Source organism: Bradyrhizobium sp. CCBAU 45389 (genome assembly GCF_028128625.1).
GTDB lineage: Bacteria > Pseudomonadota > Alphaproteobacteria > Rhizobiales > Xanthobacteraceae > Bradyrhizobium > Bradyrhizobium liaoningense_B.
Window position 1 is genome coordinate 248,905 of record NZ_LBIY01000090.1, and the last position, 21,108, is coordinate 270,012.

At 65.5% G+C, this 21,108-nt stretch carries 19 protein-coding genes; 6 read left to right on the top strand and 13 right to left on the bottom strand.

Going from position 1 to position 21,108, the window contains the following annotated elements:
* Positions 1 to 42 precede the first annotated feature (42 nt).
* The 4 genes from XH79_RS21195 to XH79_RS21210 all read right to left on the bottom strand — a co-directional run bounded on the left by XH79_RS21195 (position 43) and on the right by XH79_RS21210 (position 3,431).
* On the bottom strand, positions 43 to 276 hold the full coding sequence (locus XH79_RS21195) for a DUF6894 family protein (protein ID WP_212347837.1): 234 nt from the start codon (positions 274 to 276) through the stop codon (positions 43 to 45).
* Positions 277 to 438: 162 nt separating this feature from the next.
* Positions 439 to 1,038 carry a hypothetical protein gene (locus tag XH79_RS21200; protein WP_271582796.1) on the bottom strand — a complete coding sequence of 200 codons (600 nt, stop codon included), beginning with the start codon at positions 1,036 to 1,038 and terminating at the stop codon, positions 439 to 441.
* Between the two features lie 113 nt (positions 1,039 to 1,151).
* Complete coding sequence (gene acuI, locus XH79_RS21205; protein ID WP_271582797.1) at positions 1,152 to 2,138, bottom strand: acrylyl-CoA reductase (NADPH); 987 nt, start codon at positions 2,136 to 2,138, stop codon at positions 1,152 to 1,154.
* Positions 2,139 to 2,180: 42 nt separating this feature from the next.
* Positions 2,181 to 3,431, bottom strand: a complete 1,251-nt coding sequence (locus XH79_RS21210; protein WP_271582798.1) for an MFS transporter — start codon at positions 3,429 to 3,431, stop codon at positions 2,181 to 2,183.
* A gap of 331 nt (positions 3,432 to 3,762) precedes the next feature.
* Between XH79_RS21210 and nadA the strand changes: the two genes are divergently transcribed.
* The 3 genes from nadA to nadC all read left to right on the top strand — a co-directional run bounded on the left by nadA (position 3,763) and on the right by nadC (position 7,545).
* A complete protein-coding gene (gene nadA, locus XH79_RS21215) occupies positions 3,763 to 4,890 on the top strand; it encodes a quinolinate synthase NadA (RefSeq protein WP_271582799.1) in 1,128 nt (375 codons plus the stop codon).
* A 156-nt stretch (positions 4,891 to 5,046) separates the two neighbouring features.
* Complete coding sequence (locus XH79_RS21220; protein WP_271582800.1) at positions 5,047 to 6,654, top strand: L-aspartate oxidase; 1,608 nt, start codon at positions 5,047 to 5,049, stop codon at positions 6,652 to 6,654.
* A 12-nt stretch (positions 6,655 to 6,666) separates the two neighbouring features.
* On the top strand, positions 6,667 to 7,545 hold the full coding sequence (gene nadC / locus XH79_RS21225; protein ID WP_271582801.1) for a carboxylating nicotinate-nucleotide diphosphorylase: 879 nt from the start codon (positions 6,667 to 6,669) through the stop codon (positions 7,543 to 7,545).
* Positions 7,546 to 7,591: 46 nt separating this feature from the next.
* On the opposite strand, the gene XH79_RS21230 is transcribed toward nadC, so the two are convergent.
* The 3 genes from XH79_RS21230 to XH79_RS21240 form a co-directional block, all read right to left on the bottom strand.
* A complete protein-coding gene (locus tag XH79_RS21230) occupies positions 7,592 to 9,043 on the bottom strand; it encodes a cell wall hydrolase (RefSeq protein ID WP_271582802.1) in 1,452 nt (483 codons plus the stop codon).
* 443 nt (positions 9,044 to 9,486) lie between these two features.
* Positions 9,487 to 12,414 (bottom strand): pyruvate, phosphate dikinase, encoded by a 2,928-nt coding sequence (ppdK, locus tag XH79_RS21235; RefSeq protein WP_271582803.1) that lies wholly within the window; start codon positions 12,412 to 12,414, stop codon positions 9,487 to 9,489.
* Positions 12,415 to 12,510: 96 nt separating this feature from the next.
* A complete protein-coding gene (locus XH79_RS21240) occupies positions 12,511 to 12,666 on the bottom strand; it encodes a DUF3096 domain-containing protein (RefSeq protein WP_074077234.1) in 156 nt (51 codons plus the stop codon).
* A 224-nt stretch (positions 12,667 to 12,890) separates the two neighbouring features.
* Here XH79_RS21240 and XH79_RS21245 point away from each other — a divergent pair, with 224 nt between their 5' ends.
* Positions 12,891 to 13,238 carry a DUF1236 domain-containing protein gene (locus tag XH79_RS21245; protein WP_212347811.1) on the top strand — a complete coding sequence of 116 codons (348 nt, stop codon included), beginning with the start codon at positions 12,891 to 12,893 and terminating at the stop codon, positions 13,236 to 13,238.
* A 319-nt stretch (positions 13,239 to 13,557) separates the two neighbouring features.
* On the opposite strand, the gene glyS is transcribed toward XH79_RS21245, so the two are convergent.
* The 6 genes from glyS to XH79_RS21275 all read right to left on the bottom strand — a co-directional run bounded on the left by glyS (position 13,558) and on the right by XH79_RS21275 (position 19,244).
* Entirely contained in the window at positions 13,558 to 15,657 is a 2,100-nt protein-coding gene (glyS, locus tag XH79_RS21250; protein ID WP_271582804.1) for a glycine--tRNA ligase subunit beta, read from the bottom strand.
* Positions 15,657 to 16,604 carry a glycine--tRNA ligase subunit alpha gene (locus XH79_RS21255; protein ID WP_271582805.1) on the bottom strand — a complete coding sequence of 316 codons (948 nt, stop codon included), beginning with the start codon at positions 16,602 to 16,604 and terminating at the stop codon, positions 15,657 to 15,659. Before XH79_RS21255 ends, glyS begins: the two co-directional genes overlap by 1 nt.
* A 230-nt stretch (positions 16,605 to 16,834) precedes the next feature.
* On the bottom strand, positions 16,835 to 17,026 hold the full coding sequence (locus XH79_RS21260; protein ID WP_212347802.1) for a hypothetical protein: 192 nt from the start codon (positions 17,024 to 17,026) through the stop codon (positions 16,835 to 16,837).
* Between the two features lie 106 nt (positions 17,027 to 17,132).
* Positions 17,133 to 18,041: a S49 family peptidase gene (locus XH79_RS21265; RefSeq protein ID WP_271582806.1), complete on the bottom strand. Its 909-nt coding sequence runs from the start codon at positions 18,039 to 18,041 to the stop codon at positions 17,133 to 17,135.
* A gap of 215 nt (positions 18,042 to 18,256) precedes the next feature.
* Positions 18,257 to 19,024, bottom strand: coding sequence for a tRNA1(Val) (adenine(37)-N6)-methyltransferase (locus XH79_RS21270; protein ID WP_271582807.1), 768 nt, complete (start codon positions 19,022 to 19,024; stop codon positions 18,257 to 18,259).
* Positions 19,017 to 19,244: a putative signal transducing protein gene (locus tag XH79_RS21275; protein WP_183244346.1), complete on the bottom strand. Its 228-nt coding sequence runs from the start codon at positions 19,242 to 19,244 to the stop codon at positions 19,017 to 19,019. The genes XH79_RS21270 and XH79_RS21275 overlap by 8 nt, the downstream gene beginning before the upstream one ends.
* Before the next feature lie 133 nt (positions 19,245 to 19,377).
* On the opposite strand from XH79_RS21275, the gene XH79_RS21280 reads away from it, so the two are divergent.
* Together XH79_RS21280 and XH79_RS21285 are read left to right on the top strand one after the other, a co-directional pair.
* Positions 19,378 to 20,385 carry a polyprenyl synthetase family protein gene (locus tag XH79_RS21280; RefSeq protein ID WP_080135719.1) on the top strand — a complete coding sequence of 336 codons (1,008 nt, stop codon included), beginning with the start codon at positions 19,378 to 19,380 and terminating at the stop codon, positions 20,383 to 20,385.
* Between the two features lie 204 nt (positions 20,386 to 20,589).
* The coding region (locus XH79_RS21285; RefSeq protein WP_271582808.1) for an IS30 family transposase at positions 20,590 to 21,108 on the top strand (519 nt) is incomplete at its 3' end.

Consider the following 21,108-nt stretch of genomic DNA (forward strand, 5'->3'; position numbering starts at 1 on the left):
GACAATGCGTCCGTTAACGGACCGTCCCGTTTGTGAGCCTCGTCAGCTGACCGTCTCGCCCACGATGCTGATGCGGAACACCGGCTCCTTGTTCTCGTCGAGCAGCTCCATGCTCCACTTCGCATTCGGCTTCATGCTGCGCGCGATCCCGCCGAGCAGGTTGGCGCAGACCTCGGTCATCTCGTTCCACGCGGCCGCGCGATTCTCGAACTCGTACGGCTGATCGGCGGCGCCGGAGTAGCGACCGGTACTGATGCGGAAGAAGTACAGCGACATCGTTGAACCCTTGTCTAGGGCGCGCCCCCCGGCCGTACGCAAACTGGGGCACGAACAGCTACCAACGCATGAAAGCCGCCGTCCGTATGACTACGGCGCGGCGGCTTCGTGTTCGATGGGATATGTGCAGCGAAAGGCGCGGATTGCCCCCGCGCGGGCGGCTCACTGGGTGGAGCGACGCAACTCCAGCGGGCCCTCGTTCTTGGCGGGCTCCGACTTGGCTTCGGCCTTCACCGGCTCAATCCGGCTGCTCTCGACACGCGGGGTCTCGACACGTGCAGCGACCTCGGTGTTCGAGGAGGCGACCGAACCGGTGTGCTCCGAGGAGCGCAGCGAACGCGGACGCGCCGACGCGCGCGCCATCAGCATCTGGTTGCCGCCCTGGTGATGGAAGTCGCAATAGGCGAAGCCCATGCCCGAGACCGAGCCGCGGAAGCTGCGCTCGTCGGTCTTTTCCAGGTTGAAACAGGGCTCGAACGGAATGCCCTTGATCGAGGCGCAGACGTTCTGGCCGCGGATCTGGAGCGTGTTGCCGGGCAGGCGGAGGTGGCGGACGGGACCCGAGCCCGAGAACTGCACGGCGCCGGCGGCGCCGAGATCGTCGAGGATGCGGCCTGCGCCGCGGGTGCCGTCGAAACAGGTGAAGGCGAACACCTTGCCGGCTACGAAGCGGCGCGCCTCGTCGGCATTCATGCTTCCTGCAATGGCCGGCGCAAACGTCGCCGCCGCCGTGACAGCCCCCAACACAATACGCGCAAGCATGCTCAACTCCGAACCGACCCCCGCAGCGGGCGATGCCTTATCTCTTTACCCGCTGCTTACCATACTAACCAAGGCAACATTGAAGCAGCTTGGTTGGTAAAGTCTGAACGCCGTTAGACAATTTTTACCACGATGCGGCCGCGGACCTGGCCGGCGAGGATTTTCGCGCCCCATCCGGGGACCTCGTCGATTGCAATTTCATGAGTAATTTCAGATAGTTTTGTCCGATCCAGGTCGGAGGCTAGACGCTGCCAGGCGGCTTTTCGCGGCTCGATCGGGCACATCACGGAATCGATGCCGAGAAGGCACACTCCGCGCAAAATGAAAGGCGCGACCGAAGACGGCAGGTCCATGCCGGCCGCCAGGCCACAGGCTGCGATCGCGCCGCCGTACTTCGTCATCGACAGGAGATTCGCCAGCGTGGTCGAGCCGACGCTGTCGACACCGCCCGCCCAGCGCTCCTTGGCGAGGGGCTTTGCCGGGGCCGACAATTCATTGCGATCGATGACCTCGGCGGCACCGAGGTGCTTGAGATAGTCGGCTTCCGCCGCGCGGCCGGTCGAGGCGATGACGTGGTAGCCGAGCTTGGACAGCACGGCGGTGGCGACCGAGCCGACGCCGCCGGCGGCGCCCGTTACCACCACGGGGCCGCTCTTCGGCGACAGGCCGTGCTTCTCCAGCGCCAGCACCGAGAGCATCGCGGTGAAGCCGGCGGTGCCGATCGCCATGGCGTCGCGCGCCGACAGGCCCTGCGGCAGAGCGACCAGCCAGTCGCCCTTCACCCGCGCCTTCTCGGCATAGGCGCCGAGATGGGTCTCGCCCATGCCCCAGCCGGTGCAGACGACCTTGTCGCCTGCCTTCCACTGCGGATGCGAGGACGCTTCGACCGTGCCGGCAAAGTCGATGCCGGCGATCATCGGGAAACGGCGCACCACCGGCGCCTTGCCTGTCAGCGCGAGGCCGTCCTTGTAGTTCAGCGTCGACCATTCGACGCGGACGGTGACGTCGCCCTCCATCAACTCGGCTTCGTCGAACTGCGCGAGCTGCGCGGTGGTGCCCTTGTCCGCCTTGTCGATCCGGATCGCCTTGAATGTGGCCACGACTGCACTCCCTGACTTTGTTTGTCGGGGATGTTTAGCCGATCAGGCCGGCTGCGCAACCGCTCGCTGAACGGGTTTCTCGACGATCGGAAGATTGATCAGCGCCGAGAGCACGCCGAACAGGATCGAGAGCCACCAGATCGGCGTGTAGGAACCGAACTTTTCGAACACGATGCCGCCGAGCCAGACGCCGAGGAAGCCGCCGACCTGATGGCTGACGAAGGCGAAGCCATAGAGCGTCGCGAGCCAGCGCGTGCCGAACATCAGCGCCACCAGCGCCGAGGTCGGCGGCACCGTCGACAGCCAGGTCAGGCCGGAGATCGCACCGAACGCGATCGCCGAGAACGGCGTGATCGGGAACGAGATGAAGGCGAGCGTCGCAAGCGCACGTGTGAAATAGATGGTCGAGAGGATGTAGCGCTTGGGCAGATAGTTCTGGAGATAGCCGACGCTGAGCGATCCCATGATGTTGAACAGGCCGATCGCCGCGATCACCCAGCCGCCGGTCTGCGTCGAGATACCGCGATCGACCAGAAAGGCCGGCAGATGCACGGTGATGAAGGCGAGCTGGAAGCCGCAAGTGAAGAAGCCGAGCACCAGCAGCACATAGGAGCGGTGACCGAAGGCTTCCGCAAGCGCCTTGGTAAACGTCTGCTCATCGGCGGGCGCCGTGTTGGCCGTGCTTGCAACCGGCGGCGTGGAGAGCGCCAGCGCCAGCGGAATGATCAGCAGCATCAGGAAGCCGAACACGGTGAGCGCCTGCTGCCAGCCGAAATTGTCGATGAGCGCGACGCCGATCGGCGCGAACAGGAATTGTCCGAACGAGCCCGCTGCGGTGCCGGCGCCGAGCGCAAGCCCGCGCTTCTCGGCCGGCAGCAGCTTGCTGAACGCCGACAGCACCAGGTTGAACGAGCAGCCGGCAAGACCAAAGCCGACCATCACGCCAGCACCGATATTCAGCGACAGCGGCGTCGAGGAATAGCGCATCAACAGCAGGCCGCCGGCATAGAGCAGCGCGCCGACGCACATCACCCGAAACAGGCCGAAGCGATCGGCGACCGCCCCGGCGAAGGGCTGGCCCAGTCCCCACAACAGATTCTGCACGGCGATGGCGAGGCCGAACACGTCGCGGCCCCAGGCGAACTCGTGGCTCATCGGCTGCACGAAGAAGCCGAGCGCCGAACGCGGACCGAAGCCGAGCATGCCGATGGCACAGCCGCAGAGAATGATGATCGCCGGCGTGCGCCAGGAGGAACGGGAGGCCGGACCGAGCTCGCCCATTGATGTCGACATGGTGTGTTCCTTGTCCGTTGGTGGCGGTCCGGAATAGGCAGCCGCGAGCCAGCTCGTTTAATGCATTTGCATGAAAATCCCAAGTCAAAAGCGGTTGCATTCCACGAAGGGCTGTCGCGGGAGCATTGCATTTCAATGAGGCCTCGCCTGGCGCGATCTGACGGGAATGTGTGCGTCAGGGCCTAGCGGCCTAGACCCAAGCGTGCTATTTTTGATTTACTCAGATTGAGTATATCTAAGCTTGATGCAATCGCGCCCGGCCTCTCGGCCGGATTTCTCAGGCTCCATATATACTCATATTGAGCATAAATAGAGCACACGGGAGGCTTCGATGCCGATCACTGGAATTTACGGCCCCGACGATTTGACCAACCGGCCGCACGGCCAAGCCCTCAAGCAAGGCACCAGCGAGGTCATCACCTCACCCCGCGCCGTGCCGGTGCCGGGGCCCGCGCTGCCGATGCCTTCGCTGGAATGGACGGACGACGTCGAGCGCGCCACCGCGCCGCTCTATGAGCGCGTCAAGCACGTGATCCCGCCGATCGAGTGGCCGCTGATGGCGCCGACGATTCACGCGATCAACGAGCTGAAGCGGGAGCGAGGCGCGGTGATCCTCGCGCACAATTACCAGGCCCCGGAGATCTTCCACTGCGTCGCCGACATCGGCGGCGACTCGCTCCAGCTCGCGGTCGAGGCCACCAAGGTGAAGGCCGGCATCATCGTTCAGTGCGGCGTGCACTTCATGGCGGAGACCTCGAAGCTGCTCAATCCGGAGAAGACGGTGCTGATCCCGGATTCGCGCGCCGGCTGCTCACTCGCCGCCAGCATCACCGGCGCCGACGTGCGGCTGCTCCGCGAAAAATTTCCCGGCGTGCCCGTCGTCGCCTATGTCAACACGTCGGCGCAGGTGAAGGCCGAGGTCGACATCTGCTGCACCTCGTCGAATGCGGTGCAGGTGGTCGAGAGCCTGAATGCGCCGACCGTGATCTTCCTGCCCGACCGTTATCTCGCCACCTACGTCGCCTCGAAGACCGACGTCAAGATCATCGCCTGGAAGGGCGCCTGCGAGGTGCATGAGCGCTTCAAGGGCGAGGAGCTGCGCGCCTATCGCGAGGCCGATCCGTCGGTGCAGATCATCGCGCATCCCGAATGTCCGCCGGACGTGCTGGCGGAGGCCGACTTCACCGGCTCGACCGCGCACATGATCAACTGGGTGCGCAACAAGCGGCCGCGGCGGCTGGTGATGATCACGGAATGCTCGATGGCCGACAATGTCCGCGCCGAGCTGCCGGATGTGGAGATGCTGCGCCCCTGCAATCTCTGCCCGCACATGAAGCGCATCACGCTCGCGAACATTTTGCAGAGCCTGCTGACGCGCGGCGAGGAAGTCACGATCGATCCCGCGCTTGCGATGCGCGCACGGCGCTCGGTGGAGCGGATGATCAATCTGAAGAATTGAGCATCAAGCAGCAGCAACGGCGTCCCGGCGAAGGCCGGGACCCATAACCACAGGAAGGTGTGGTTGCGAAGAACGACGTTGAACAGCTTCGCGCAACAACTTCCGCCGCGGCGTATGGGTCCCGGCTTTCGCCGGGACGGCCATGAGGAGAGCATCATGACAAACACTATCAACGATCTCACCCGCTCGACCGACGACGTCGTCATCGTCGGCGGCGGCCTTGCCGGACTCTTCTGCGCGCTGAAACTCGCGCCGCGGCCGGTGACGCTGATCTCGGCGGCGCCGCTCGGACAGGGCGCCTCGTCCGCATGGGCGCAAGGCGGCATCGCCGCAGCAGTGGCCGAAGGCGACACGCCGGAAGCACACGCCGCTGACACGATCGCGGTCGGCGGCGGCCTCGTCGACGAGGCGGTCGCGCTCGGCATTGCGCGCGAGGCGGCGCCGCGCATCCATGATCTGCTCGCCTATGGCGTGCCGTTCGACCGCGACCTCGAAGGCAAGCTCGCCGTGGGACGCGAAGCCGCACATTCGGCCCGACGCATCGTCCATGTGCGCGGCGATGGGGCGGGTGCCGCGATCATCGCGGCCTTGAGCGAGGCGGTACGCCGCACGCCGTCGATCCGCATCATCGAAGGCCTGGTCGCGGAATCGCTGCTGACCGAGAACGGCGCCGTCACCGGCCTGCAGCTGCGCGAAGCCGGCAACTACGCTGCACGGCCGGTCCTGCTCGCCTCGCGTGCGGTGGTGCTGGCGACCGGCGGCCTCGGCCATCTCTACGCCGTCACCACCAACCCAATGGAAGCCGGCGGCTCCGGCCTTGCGATCGCAGCCCGCGCCGGCGCTGTGATTGCCGATCCTGAATTCGTGCAGTTCCATCCCACCGCCATCATGGTCGGCCGCGATCCGGCCCCTCTCGCCACCGAAGCCTTGCGCGGTGAAGGCGCGACGCTGATCAACCGCCATGGCGAGCGCTTCATGCTCGCACGCCATCCGCTCGCCGAGCTTGCGCCGCGCGACATCGTGGCCCGCGGCGTGTTCGCCGAGATCGCCGCCGGGCGTGGCGCCTTCCTCGATGGACGGGACGCGCTCGGCGCGCGTTTCGCCGAGAAATTTCCAACGGTGCATGCGAGCTGCATCGCCGCCGGCATCGATCCCGCGAGGCAAGCCATTCCGATCGCGCCGGCCGCGCATTACCACATGGGCGGCATCGCCGTGGATGCGCGCGGCCGCAGCTCGATCGACGGGCTCTGGGCCGGCGGCGAAGTGTCGTCCACCGGCGCGCATGGCGCCAACCGCCTCGCCTCCAACTCGCTGCTGGAAGCCGTGGTCTACGCCGCGCGCATCGCCGACGACATCGCCAGCCGCACGGTGCCCTCGCCTGCCCGCCTTCCCGATGCAGTCGTGACGCCGCACGGCGGCGCGCCGGATGCAGCTGACGTAAAACGGCTGCGCGCGATGATGAGCACGCATGTCGGCGTGATCCGCGATGACGACGGGCTTGCGGAAGCCGTGCGCCACTTCGCCGTGCTCGAACGCGAGGCTGGAAACATCGTTGTCCGCAACATGGCGATGTCAGCCCTGCTCGTTGCCGCCTCGGCTTGGACGCGGCGAGAGAGCCGCGGCGCACATTTCCGCTCCGATCATCCGGCCGATAACGCCGCGCTGGCGCAGAGAACGATGACCACGCTCGCCGCAGCGCGCGAGGTCGCGGAGAGCCTGAGCGAGCGTCCGCTTCCGCGCATTGCGCAACCCATGATCGCCTGACGGAGTTCCCCAATGATCACCTCGACCTCACTGCTCTATCCCGATGCCTTCCTCTCGCCGCTCGCGATCGAGGAGGCGGTCAATCGCGCCCTCGACGAAGACCTCGGCCGCGCCGGCGACATCACCTCGCTGGCCACGATTCCGGAGGCAACCAGGGCGCAGGCCATCCTGGTCGCGCGCCAGTCCGGCGTGATCGCCGGCCTGCCGCTGGCGCTGGCGACGCTGCAAAAGCTCTCGGCCGACATCGAGGTGCGCGCGCATGTCCGCGATGCCGCACGCGTTGCCCGCGGACAGCAGGTGTTGACGATCTCGGGTCCGGCGCGCGCCATTCTCACCGCGGAGCGAACCGCGCTGAACTTCGTCGGCCGGCTGTCGGGCGTCGCGACGCTTACAGCGGACTATGTCGCGCGCACCGAAGGCACGAAGATGCGGATCTGCTGCACGCGAAAAACCACGCCGGGATTGCGCGCGCTGGAGAAATACGCGGTGCGCTGCGGCGGCGGCTTCAACCACCGCTTCGGCCTCGACGATGCGATCCTCATCAAGGACAATCACATCGCGGTCGCCGGCGGCATCCGTCCCGTACTGGAGCGCGCCCGCGCCCATGCCGGCCATCTGGTCAAGATCGAGATCGAGGTGGATACGCTGATCCAGCTGCGCGAGGTGCTCGAAACCGGAATGGCTGACGCCGTGCTGCTCGACAATATGGACCTTGCGACCCTGCGCGAGGCCGTGCGGATCAATGAGGGCCGCCTCGAACTGGAGGCGTCAGGCGGCGTCACGCTGGACTCGATTGGGGCCATCGCGGCGTCAGGCGTCGACTATGCGTCCTCCGGCGCCCTGACGCATTCGGCGCCGAACTTCGACTGTGCGCTGGATATCGAGGCGTGATGAGGTCTTCTCCCTCTCCCCGCAAGCGGGGAGAGGTGAAGGACAACTACCGCCGCTCCGTGTTGCCCATCTCGGCAGAACTCTTCGCTTCCTGCGCGAGCTCGGCGGAGAGCGCGGCGGTCTGGGCCGGGGTGCCCCAGCTTGGTTCCTCGCTGCCGTCGCCCCAGTTGCGCGGCCGATAGAAGGTGTGCACGCCGGTCTTGTACATCTTCTTCATCTCGGCGACCCAGGACGGGCGCACCCAATAGGCGTGGTAGTGCGTCGACTTGCCGACCTCGGGCAGCCAGATCTGGCCATCCAGCATCGCCTTCGAGATCTTCTTCGCGCGCTCCCACATCTCGGGCTCGCGGATCACGTCGGGATTGTTGTCGCAGGCAAAGGTGAACTGGCAGGCGAAATGGCGGTGCTTGTTCTGATAGACCGCCCCGCACACCGTGTCGGGATATTTGCCGGAGAACACGCGGTTCATCACCACCTGCGCCACCGCGATCTGGCCGCGCACGGCCTCGCCGCGGGATTCGAAATAGACGGCTTCGGCGAGGCACTTCTCCGACTTCGCGCGCGACTTGTCGTCGAGCGCGAGCCGCTCCGCCGGCGACCTGGCGCGCTGGTTGTCGGCGTTGACCTCGCCCTTCGGCGCGACGCTCTCGCCGCTTTCGGTGTCCTTGGCGATCTCCGCCGTCGGCGGGGTCAGCGAGGCCGTGACCTTCATGTCGGGATCGGGCATCACGATCAGCGGCTCGGCGCCGGGCTGCCAGCTCTCGATGCTCTCGAGATTGCCGCCGAGCGAGGAACTGCCGAAGAACAGGCTCGAAGTCTTGACGCTGAAGGGCTCGCGCACGGGCGTCGTCGGCGCAGTGGCCCGCTTCAGCGCTTCCAGCGGCTGCACTGCGAATGAGCGCGCAACGTCGCTGGCCTGAGGCGGATTGGAATATTGCGGCAATGGCGGCGCGCGCAGCGCTTCCGCAAGCTCGGGGTCGAGCGCGGCCGCGGACTCAGGCGACATTGCTTGCGGCAATGCGGCGGTCTTGGCGCCGAACACCGAGCTGTTCGACGTCGCGGGATCTTCCGGCGCGGGCGTCGCGGCAGGCGCGGTCTCGGGAGCCGGCGCGGGTGTCGCGGTCGCGAGGCGATCACCCTTCAGCGAGCGATCGACCTTGGGAAAATCTGCAGCCTGGTAGCGCGGCGGCGCCTGCAGCGCCGGATTGCGGCTGATCGCGCCGGTGACGTCGCGGCCATCGATGCTTGCGAGGCGAACCATCGCGCTCTGCGGAACCGAGGTGCCGATGGGGCGGGAGAAACTGTAGGTGGCGAGCTGGATCGAGGACGCCGCAGAGAACACCTGCTTCTGCCAGCGCTCGGCGACGCCGGGCTGACGCGCCAGCAGGGAGGCAATGTCCTGATAGCCGGTCTCTCTCGGCATCAATGCGAAGATGCAGAGACCGATGCCGAAGGACGCGAACCGCGCGCCCTTCGGATGCTTACGCAACACTGACATCGATACGCTCACGCTACGCTTACGCTCGTCCGATCGAACTCAGTACATCCGTGCAATTCGATCTTTATCGTAAGTATCCAATTTAGGTTGCCGGGGCGTTAATCGGCGTTGCACGCGCGGCACACTCAAGCGATTGCAGGTGTTTTCACGGGGCGATGCTGCGCATTGGTAAATGCCGCCTGACGTGAGGCGGTAAACAATGGGTCAACGCGAATGGTGAAGGAACTCTTGCCGGCGCGTATCATTACGGGACGGGTGTGAAGTTCCCGGTGTTGCAACAAACTCGTCATTGCGAGCGCAGCGAAGCAATCCAGAGTCTTGCAGCGGAGGGATTCTGGATTGCTTCGCTGCGCTCGCAATGACGGCGTGGAGAGAGCATCGCACAAAATGAAAAGAGGCGGGGCCAAAGCCCCGCCTCTCTCAACTCAATCCTGCGCTTCGCCTTACGCCTGGCTCGCAATCTCCTTGCCGAGCGCGGCCTGCGCCGCCGCAAGGCGTGCGATCGGCACGCGGTAGGGCGAGCAGGAGACGTAGTCGAGGCCGATATTGTGGCAGAAGGCGACGGAGGCGGGATCGCCGCCGTGCTCGCCGCAGATGCCGACCTTGAGCTTCGCACGCGTCTTGCGGCCGCGCGCGACGCCGATCTTGACCAGCTCGCCGACGCCTTCCTGATCCAGCGCGACGAAGGGATCGACAGTAAGGATACCCTTCGTCACGTAGGGACCGAGGAAGCTCGCCGCGTCGTCGCGGCTGATGCCGTAGGTGGTCTGCGTGAGGTCGTTGGTGCCGAAGGAGAAGAACTCGGCGCTCTCCGCAATCTCGGCCGCGAGCAGGCACGCGCGCGGCAGCTCGATCATGGTGCCGACCTGATAGGCGATCTTGGTGTTGGTCTCGCGCATCACCGCCTTCGCGGTGGAATCGATGCGCGCCTTGACGAGGTCGAGCTCCATCTTGGTCGCGATCAGCGGCACCATCACCTCGAGGCCGACGGCCTTGCCGGTGCGCTTCTCGGCCTCGACCGCCGCCTCGAAGATCGCGCGCGCCTGCATCTCGGCGATCTCCGGATAGGCGATCGCAATGCGGCAGCCGCGGAAGCCGAGCATCGGATTGAACTCCGAGAGCTCTCGCGCACGGTCGGCCAGGCGCCGCGGGTCGGTGTGCATGGCGCGCGCCACCTCCTCGACCTCGGCATGCGTGTGCGGCAGGAACTCGTGCAGCGGCGGGTCGAGCAGCCGGATCGTGACGGGCAGGCCCTTCATGATCTCGAACAGCTCGACGAAGTCGGCGCGCTGCATCGGCAGCAGCTTTGCGAGCGCGGCACGACGCGACTGCTCGTCCTCGGAGAGGATCATCTCGCGCACCGTGCGGATGCGCGTCTCCTCGAAGAACATGTGCTCGGTGCGGCACAGGCCGATGCCTTCGGCGCCGAACTTGATCGCGGTGCGCGCGTCATCGGGCGTATCGCCGTTGACGCGGACGCCGATCTTGCGGACCTGATCGGCCCAGTTCATCAGCGTGCCGAACTCGCCGGACAGCTCCGGCTCGATCATCGGCATGCGGCCGGCAAGCACCTGGCCGAGCGAGCCGTCGATGGTGATGACGTCGCCGGTCTTGAAGGTGCGCGAGCCGATGCTCATGGTGCCGCGGCCGTAATCGACGCGGATGGTGCCGCAGCCGGAGACGCAGGGCTTGCCCATGCCGCGCGCGACCACCGCGGCATGCGAGGTCATACCGCCGCGGGTGGTGAGGATGCCTTCGGCCGCGTGCATGCCGTGGATGTCTTCCGGGCTGGTCTCGATGCGGACCAGAATGACCTTGCGCCCGTCGCCCTGAAGCTTGGCCGCCTCGTCCGAGGAGAACACGATCTCGCCGGAGGCCGCACCCGGCGATGCCGGCAGGCCCGTGGCGATCACGTCGCGCTTGGCGTTGGGATCGATGGTCGGATGCAAGAGCTGATCGAGCGAGGCCGGATCGATCCGCGTCACCGCTTCCTTCTTGGAGATCAGGCCTTCATTGGCGAGCTCGACCGCGATGCGCAGCGCCGCCTTCGCGGTGCGCTTGCCGCCGCGGGTCTGCAGCATCCAGAGCTTGCCCTGCTCGACCGTGAACTCCATGTCCTGCATGTCGCGGTAGTGCTTCTCGAGCAGCGTGTAGATCCGCGTCAGCTCCTTGAAGGCCTCCGGCATCGCCGATTCCATCGACGCCTTGTCGGAGCCCGACTCCTTCCGCGCCTCCTCGGTGATGTCCTGCGGCGTGCGGATGCCCGCCACCACGTCCTCGCCCTGCGCGTTGATCAGGAACTCGCCGTAGAGCTTGCTCTCGCCGGTCGAAGGGTTGCGGGTGAAGGCAACGCCGGTCGCCGAGGTCTCGCCCATGTTGCCGAACACCATGGCCTGCACGTTGACCGCGGTGCCCCACGACTCAGGGATATCGTGCAGCTTGCGATAGGTCACCGCGCGCGCGTTCATCCAGGAGGAAAACACCGCGCCGATCGCGCCCCAGAGCTGGTCGTGCGGATCCTGCGGGAAGTCCTTGCCCGTCTCGCGTGCGACCGCGTCCTTGTACTTGCCGACCAGCTCGACCCAGTCGTCGGCGGAGAGGTCGGTGTCGAGCGTGTAGCCCTGGCTGTCCTTGAAGGTGTCGAGGATTTCCTCGAAGTGATGATGCTCGAAGCCGAGCACCACGTCGGAATACATGGTGATGAAGCGGCGATAGCTGTCATAGGCGAAGCGGCGGTCTCCCGACAGCTCCGACAGCGCTTCCACGGTCTGGTCGTTCAGGCCGAGATTGAGCACGGTGTCCATCATGCCCGGCATCGAGGCACGCGCGCCGGAGCGCACCGAGACGAGCAGCGGGTTCTTGGTGTCGCCGAACACCTTGCCGGTCAACTTGCCGACATGGTCGAGCGCCTTCTCAACCTGTGCCTGCAGCTCCTTCGGATAGGACTTGTCGTGCGCGTAGAAGTAGGTGCAGACCGAGGTCGGGATGGTGAAACCGGGAGGCACCGGCAGGCCGAGATTGGCCATCTCGGCGAGATTGGCGCCCTTGCCGCCGAGCAGGTCGCGCATCTCGGTCCGGCCCTCGGCCTTGCCGTCACCAAATGTGTACACCCATTTGCCGGCCTTGGGCGCAGCTGGCGCCGCCTTGGCTGGCGCGGCCTTCTTCGGTGCGGCCTTGGCGGCAACCTTCGGCGCAGCCGGCTTGGTTGCGGCCTTCGCGGCCGGCTTCGCCACCGGTTTGGCCACCGGCTTCGGGGCGCTCTTCAAGGCGCTCTTGGGAAGCGCCTTGCGGGCCGCCGGCACGGCTTTCGCCTTGGCGGAGGACTTTGATTTCGCTGGTATTTTCTTAGGCTTCGAGGCGGCTTTGGCCATAGCTTGCACACAACCTGCGAGAGGAAAGGGAAATCGCGGGCCTTACACCACTTTGGAAGGGCCCGCGCAAGTCGAACAGTTCCGGAAAATGAACCCCTAGAGATGGAGCCACTTCAGGAGCCCGAGCCCGATCGCACCGTTGATGATGAGAAAGATCGCGACGATCAGGTTGAGCAGCCGCGGCATGATCAGGATAAGCACGCCCGCAATCAACGACAGGATCGGCGAAATGTGGGCGACGGTGATGTGCATGAATTATCTTTCTGTGGAGGTGGGGGCGAATCGCGGGCGGATCATAGCGGTCCCGGTTCCGCGAGTAGAGACGCGCACGCGCGATGCGAGTTCCCCCTTTCGCGAAAACTGCCCGAAATTGCCGCGTATGGGGCGTGCATTTTCCGGAACATTGCCAAGACGCATGCATTGGCCACCGGTCGCGCCACTGGCGCTTCCGAAAAATCACGTCGAAGGAGTTGCCTATGCGGAACAGGATTCTCGCCCTTGCAGCGCTCGCTGCCGCGATCGGCTCGCCCCTGGCGGCGCAGGCGCAAAGCACGGTCGGGCGCGCACCCGTCGTGGTCGACAGCGGCCCGACAATCGCAGTCGAACAACGCCCGGCCTTCCGCGACTATGTCATCGAACAACGTGTGCCGGCCTTCCGTGTCCCGGATCGCGTGGTGGTCGGCGCCACCTTACCCGAAAGCGGTGTCACCTATTATGACGTGCCGCAACGTTTCGGCGCCACCACCTATCGCTACACCGTCGTGAACGGCGAGACCGTGCTGGTCGAGCCGCGCTCGCGCCGCATCGTCGAGGTGCTGGACTAGATCGTTGTCCGGACGCGTTTTCGTCACGCGAACCGGTACCCACTCCGCTTAAGAACGCCGCTGATCGACTCGATGTCCGGCGCGCCACTTCAATCAGGCTGGCGCGTGCAGTGTTAAATCGGACATCAGGCCCTGCCCGGTCTCCCCCCGCCGGGCGGGGCTTTTTTCTCTCGTGTCCCGGGCAAGCGAAGCGCGACCCGGGACCCAGAAGCTCCGAACACGCATCCAGCATGGGCCCCGGCTCTGCAGCGCACCGCCAAACCGGACGATGCTTCGCATCGCCGGGACAGCGCTGCGCCGCGTCCGGGGCACGAGAACATCAATCCTGGATCTTCGAGAAATCCGCCACCGCACGCGTGGCGCTGCGGATCTCGTTCAGCAGCTTCAGACGGTTCTCGCGCACCTTCGCATCGTCGTCGTTGACGCGGACCTTGTCGAAGAAAGCATCGACCGGCGGACGCAGCTTTGCCATCGCGCTCATGGCGGCGGCAAAGTCCTCCTTGGCGACGGCGGCGCTGGCTTCCGCCTTCACCTCGCCGATCGCCTTCGCCAGCGCCTTCTCCTCAGCGAGGCTGTAGAGCGCGGCATCGGGCGCGCCGTCGAACGTGCGCTTGTCCTTCTTCTCCTCGATCGAGAGGATATTGCTCGCGCGCTTGGTGCCGGCGAGCAGGTTCTTGCCATCGTCGCTGTCGAGGAATTTTCCGAGCGCCTCGACGCGGCGGACGATCATCAAGAGGTCGTCCTGGCCACCGAGCGCGAACACGGCGTCGACGAGATCGTGACGCGCGCCCTGCTCGCGAAGCTGGACTTTCAGGCGGTCGGCGAAGAAGGCGAGCAGATCGCTCGGAAGCTTCTGCGCATCGGCAGGCTTCACCGACAAGCCGGCGAGCGCTGACGCCGCCACCTTCATCAGCGACAGTCGCAATGCGTTTTCGGCGATCAACCTGATCACACCCAGCGCGGCACGGCGCAGCGCATACGGGTCCTTCGAGCCCGTCGGCTTTTCGTCGATCGCCCAGAAGCCGACAAGCGTATCGATCTTGTCCGCAAGCGCCACCGCAACGCTGACCGGATCGGTCGGCACGTAATCGGCGGGGCCTTGCGGCTTGTAGTGCTCCTCGCAGGCGGCGGCGACGGACGCGTCCTCGCCCTGGGCCAGTGCGTAGTACTTGCCCATCAGGCCCTGCACCTCGGGGAATTCGCCGACGACTTCGGTCAGCAAATCCGCCTTCGCCAGATGCGCGGCGCGCGTTGCCTTCGCGACATCGGCGCCGACCAGCGGCGCGATCTCTGCGGCGAGCCGCTCGATGCGCGTGATGCGCGCGGCCTGGGTACCGAGCTTCTCGTGGAACACGATCTGCTCGAACTTCGGCAGCCGATCCTCGAGCTTGGTCTTCAGATCGGTCTCATAGAAGAACTTCGCATCCGACAGGCGGGGACGGATCACGCGCTCGTTGCCCGATACGATGACCTTGCCGCCGTCGGTCGCCTCGATATTGGCGGTGAGGACGAACTTGTTGGTCAGCTTGCCGGTCTTGGGATCCTTGACGACGAAGCACTTCTGGTTGTTGCGGATGGTCGCGCGGATCACCTCGTCCGGGATCGCAAGATACTCTTCCTCGAACGATCCCATCATGACGACGGGCCATTCGACGAGGCCGGAGACCTCGTCGAGCAGCACCTGATCCTCGACCAGCTCAAAGCCTTGCGCGAAGGTCAGCTCCTTGGCGTCGGCAAAGATGATGTCCTTGCGCGCCTGCGGATCGAGGATGACTTTTGCCGCCTTCAGCTTCGCCTCGTAGTCCTCGAAGCGACGCACGCTGATCGCGCTAGGTGCCATGAAGCGATGGCCGTAAGTGGTCTGGCCGGTCTCGATGCCGTCGACCTCGAACTTCACGATATCAGGCTCTTCCGTCTCGGGCCCGAAGGTCGCGGTGATCGCATGCAGTGGACGCACCCAGCTCAGCGACCCGGGCTTGCCCGAGCGCGCGCCCCAGCGCATCGATTTCGGCCAGGGGAAGGTACGGATGATGACGGGCAGGATTTCCGCCAGCACGTCGATCGCGTCGCGGCCGGGCTTCTCGATCAATCCGATGTAGAAATCACCCTTGGGGTCGCGCTGGATCTTGGCCTCGTCCAGCGATTTCAGACCTGTCGCTTTCAAAAAACCCTGCACGGCCGCATCGGGTGCGCCGACTTTCGGCCCGCGGCGTTCGGTCTTGAGATCAGGCTGGCGCGCAGGAATGCCGTGCACGGTGAGCGCAAGGCGGCGCGGCGTCGCAAAGGCTTTCGCGCCTTCATAGACGAGACCTTCGGCAACGAGCTTGTCGGTGACCATGCGGCGCAAATCGTCGGCCGCCTTGGCCTGCATGCGCGCGGGGATTTCTTCCGAGAACAGTTCAAGCAAAAGATCGGGCATCAGGCCGCTCCACCGGCTTCGGTGTGCAACCAGGCATCGCCGCAGGCTTTGGCCAGTTCACGCACGCGCAAAATATAACTCTGCCGCTCGGTCACGGAGATCACGCCGCGGGCATCGAGCAGGTTGAAGACATGGCTCGCCTTGATGCACTGGTCATAGGCCGGCAGCGCCATCAGGTGCGCCTCGCGCTTGCCGGACTCCGAGTTTTCTTGCCAGCCTGCTTCGAGGTATTTTCTGCACGCCGTTTCCGCCATCTTGAACTGCTCGAACAGCATCGCGGTGTCGGCGACTTCGAAATTGTGCTTCGAATATTCGCGCTCGGCCTGCAGGAAGACGTCGCCATAGGTGACCTTGGCGTCGCCCTCGCGGCCGTTGAAGTTGAGGTCGTAGACGCGGTCGACGCCCTGCACATACATCGCGAGGCGCTCGAGCCCGTAGGTGAGTTCGCCCGCGACCGGCGCGCATTCAAAGCCGGCGACCTGCTGGAAATAGGTGAACTGGCTCACCTCCATGCCGTCGCACCAGCACTCCCAGCCGAGACCCCAGGCGCCCAGCGTCGGGCTCTCCCAATCGTCCTCGACGAAGCGGATGTCGTGCACGGCGGAATCGATGCCAATCGCCGCGAGCGACTTCAGGTACAGCTCCTGAAGGTTCGGCGGCGACGGCTTCATGATCACCTGGAACTGGTAGTAGTGCTGCATCCGGTTCGGATTCTCGCCGTAGCGGCCGTCCTTGGGCCGGCGCGAGGGCTGCACATAGGCCGCGTTCCAGGGCTTTGGCCCGAGCGCGCGCAGCGTGGTCGCCGGATGGAAGGTCCCCGCGCCCATCTCCATGTCGTAGGGCTGCAGGATCACGCAGCCCTGCTCGGCCCAGAACCGCTGGAGCGCGAGGATGAAGCCCTGGAACGAGCGTTCCGGGCGCATATGGGCGGGCAATGAGGCGTCCATCGTCAGATCAGGCTCTCGCGGGGGGTTTTGAATCGCGCGGGACCGTATCGACGGCGGGGATGGGAATCAAGGCAAAGGGGGTGGATTCGGGCCGATCAGCCCCTCATCCCGGGTGGTGCCGCAGGGTGGGCAAAGCGAAGCGTGCCCACGTCTATGTCTCCGCCGGGGAGGATGGTGGGCACGGCACAATAGTGCCTTTGCCCACCCTACGGCAGCGGTTTATGGCGCGGCTAACCCGGCCGATAAGCTCCGGTCACGGGGTCGCGCTTCAATGTCGGGATTTCCCCCATGTGCGCGGCCTCGGCGACGCGCGACAGGCGCATCTCCTCCAGTTCCTGGTTGATCCGGAGTGCGGTCTTGTAGGCCCAGCGGACCACGGCAAGCCCGCCCAGGACGCCCGCGAAAGCGACGAACGGCGGCATCTGTCGATCCTTGTCTAGTGCTCAGCCCCCACATGCATTGTCGCGCAGTCGGGGCCGCGCCGCAATCGGCAGACCCCGGGCCAAATGGCGCGGGGACTACCGACCGCTAAAACCCGAATTTCGCCCAAATCGCCCGCGTCTCGACCGCCGAGATCAGCTCATCCGGCAGCCCGGCCATTGATTCCAGGGCCGAAAGCTGGCCCGCGCCGGGCGATTTCCGCCCCAGAAGGCCCGACAAAAGCCCTGTCGGCTGCGCGATCACGGGGGTGAGAACCTTCTCGCCGTAGCGGGCACGAAGAGTTGAGCGGAGATCGCCGATGCCGTCGGCGAGCCCCAGCGCGATCGAGCTCTCGCCGGCCCAGTACTCACCCGTGAACAGGGTGTCGTCCGTCCCCTTCAGCCGCACGCCGCGGCTCTCCTTCACCAGCGAAATGAAGATCTGGTGGATCTCGCGCTGGATCGCCTTGAGCTTGGCGACGTCGTCGGGGTTCTCAGGGAGGAACGGATCGAGCATCGCCTTGTGCGCGCCGGCGGTATAGAGGCGCCGCTCGACGCCGAGCCGCTTGATCGCGTCCTGGAAACCGAAGCTGCCGCCGACCACGCCGATCGAGCCGAGGATCGAGGACGGATCGCAGAAGATCTCGTCGCCCGCGCAGGCGATCATGTAGCCGCCCGAGGCCGCGACGTCCTCGACGAACACCAGCACCGGCAGCTTCTTCTCCGCCGCGAGCTGCTTGATGCGCAAGAATATCTGGCGCGACTGCACCGGCGAGCCGCCGGGCGAGTTGATCACCAGCGCCACCGCCTTGGCGTTCCGATACGAAAACGCCCGCTCCAGTATCCGCGCGACGCCCGCGAGCGTCATGCCCGGACGCAGCGGCGTCACCGCGCCGATCACACCCGACAGCCGCACCACCGGCACGACTGCCGTGCCGGGGCGAAAGCGCGCCGGCAGATATTGCATGAGCTTGTCGGCCAGGCCGGAACTCCCACGATCACTCAATTGTTCGGCCATGCCCTTACCTCTGATTAACCATTTCTTATCACGCGAGTGTCATTGAAAGTGCCTGGAACGTGTTTTGCAGAATCCCGGTTGGGAAGCTGCAATAGGCAGCGGAGGAAACGCCATGAAGATCTATCTGCTGCTGCTGCTGATCGGTGCGCTTTTCACGGCGATTCGCTTCACGTCTTCGTCCGAACAGCAGACGGAATCGCTTCCGCAGTAAGCCGTCACGGCTCCACCAGCGGCAACGCCGCCCTCCCCTCCAGAATATCCCTCACCTGTTTTTTAGGCACGTTTGACTCTTCGTTAAGCATCAGGCCCGGCAGCAATCGCGTCGGAGCGCGACCGCCTTTCACTGCGCGCACCAGCACGCGGATCGCGGGCTTTCCCGCTTCGCCATGAACCGGCAGGACCACAAGGCTGCCGAAGCCGCGTGACAGCGCTGCCATAACGTCGGCGATTCCATCCGCCCGCCAGATCAGAGTCAGCACGCCGTTCGATCTGAGAATACGCCGCGCTGCATGCACCCACGCATGCAGCGTCTCCTCGGTCGCAACATGTGCGGTGTGACGCGCCTGATCCGGCGAGCCGCGATGCCGCGCGGGATCGTTGAAGGGGGGATTCGTCAACACCACGTCGACGCTGTCGGGCACAAGCCCATGTGCCGCGAACGCCTGCGCGTCGGCCGTGACGTCGAGCACGATCGCCTCGGCAGCAATCGCATTCGCCGCGGCATTGGCGCGCGCGAGCCCCGCCAGTTCCGGATCGATCTCGACCATGCTGAGCCTGATCCCCGCGACCCGGCGGGCAAGCGCCAGTCCCGCCGCGCCGATGCCGGCGCCAAGGTCGACCACGCGGTCACCGGCCTGGGCCTCCGTTGCCGCGGCCAGCAGGATGGCGTCATGTCCGGCGCGATGGCCGGACCGCTTCTGCTTCAGGAGCAACTGGCCACCGAGAAAGGCGTCCTCGGTGATATCGGCTGCGGCCTCAATCATCGCCGCGCAGTTCGTGGCTGAGGCCAGCGTCGGTCAGGAGCTGCCGGGCCTCGAGGGCGTCGTCCTCATGGACCAGGATCCGCCGTGGCAGGATGCCGAGCGAGCCCTCGATGATGCTCATGTTCTGGTCCAGCACCAAATGGTGGATATTGGCGCCGTCGAGCAGCGCGCCGATCGCCGACACCAGCACCATATCGTTGGTCCGAACCAGTTCACGCAAAACGCAGGTCTCCTGCCTGAAAGGGGCGAAAGCGGCAAATGTCAATGGTTCCGCGGGCCTTGCCGCATCCGCCGCCAGTTTCTATTGTATTTCCATCAGAATAGCCCCTCCGGGGCAAATATTGGAGACCGGCGTGGCCGTCATCGTACCTTTCGAAACTCCCGGCGCGTCGATCGAAGAGCTGGTTGCCCTTGTCGCCCCTGATATGGAGCGCGTCAACGCCACGATCCTGTCGCGGACCGGGTCGGACGTGACCATGATCCCGGAGGTGGCCAACCATCTGATCTCCTCCGGCGGGAAGCGCCTGCGCCCCATGCTGACGCTCGCCATGGCCAATCTCGCCGGCTACACCGGCGACGGCCACATCAAGTTAGCTGCCTCCGTCGAGTTCATGCACACCGCCACGCTCCTGCACGACGACGTCGTCGACGAGAGCGAGATGCGCCGCGGCAAGCTCTCGGCACGCATGCTCTGGGGCAACGAGGCCAGCGTGCTGGTCGGCGACTTCCTGCTCGGCCAGGCCTTCCGCATGATGGTCGAGGTCGGCTCGCTACGCGCGCTCGACATCCTCTCCGCGGCCGCCGCCACCATCGCCGAGGGCGAGGTGATGCAGCTCGCCGCCGCCAAGAACACCGCGACCACCGAGGACGAATATCTCGCCGTGATCCGCGGCAAGACCGCCGAGCTGTTCGCGGCAGCCTGCGAGGTCGGCCCCGTGATCGCCAACCGCCCGAAGGCCGAGCAGACCGCCTGCCGCTCGGTCGGCATGAATCTCGGTATCGCCTTCCAGCTCGTCGACGACGTGCTCGACTATGGCGGCAAGAGCGCAAAGCTCGGCAAGAACACCGGCGACGATTTCCGCGAGGGCAAGATCACGCTGCCCGTCGTGCTCGCCTTCCGCCGCGGCAACGACACCGAGCGCGCCTTCTGGATCCGGGCGCTCGAGCGCGGCGAGATCGGTGACAGCGATCTCGATCACGCCATCGGGCTCATGAACAAGCACCGCGCGCTCGAGGACACGCTGAGCCGCGCCCAGCACTACGGCGCCATGGCGGTCGACGCGCTGGCCCTGTTCCCGCCCTCGCCGATGAAGAGCGCGCTGGAGCAGGTCGTGGCGTTCTGTTTGGCACGGTCGCATTAGGACGTTATCGGCACACTGCCCGCCACGCCCTTGCTGTCGTCCCGGCGCAGGCCGGGACCCATACCGCGTGATCCATCTGTAAGCGCGCCGGTGCCCGTACCGCGCGCCTACACCTCACTACCAATCTTCGTCAAACTTCTCCCTGTGGTTATGGGTCCCCTGAGTTCACAAACGAAGTGCACACTTCCTGGAGGAGGTGTTGCCATGGGGCGGAGTTACGAGCAGCTATCCCTTGACGATCGATGCGAGATTGCCCGCCTATCGGCCAATGGCAGCTCGGTCCGGCAAATCGCGGCAGCTCTGGATCGCGCGCCATCAACGATATCTCGGGAGCTGAAGCGTAATCGGGGCAAGCAGGTCGGCTACAAAGCTGGCTATGCCGAGCAACGGGCACGAGCGCGGCGCTGGACGGGCTCTCGCCTCGACCGGGAGCCCGGCCTGCGCCGTGCGGTGTTGGAGCGCCTCGGACAGGGCTGGTCGCCCGAGCAGGTCGCAGGCCGGCTCGCCCGCGACCATGGCCGCAAGGTGATCTCTTCCGAGACCATCTACCGCTTCATCTACGCCCAGCTCCGCCGCACCTCCGACTACAGCTGGCGCCGCTATCTGCCCCGCGGCAAGAGCAAGCGCGGCTGTCGCGGCAAGAAGGGCGGCAGCCCCGCAAGCTTCATCGAAGGCCGTGTTTCCCTGGCAGAACGGCCCATCGAGGCCGCCAGCCGCAAGGTC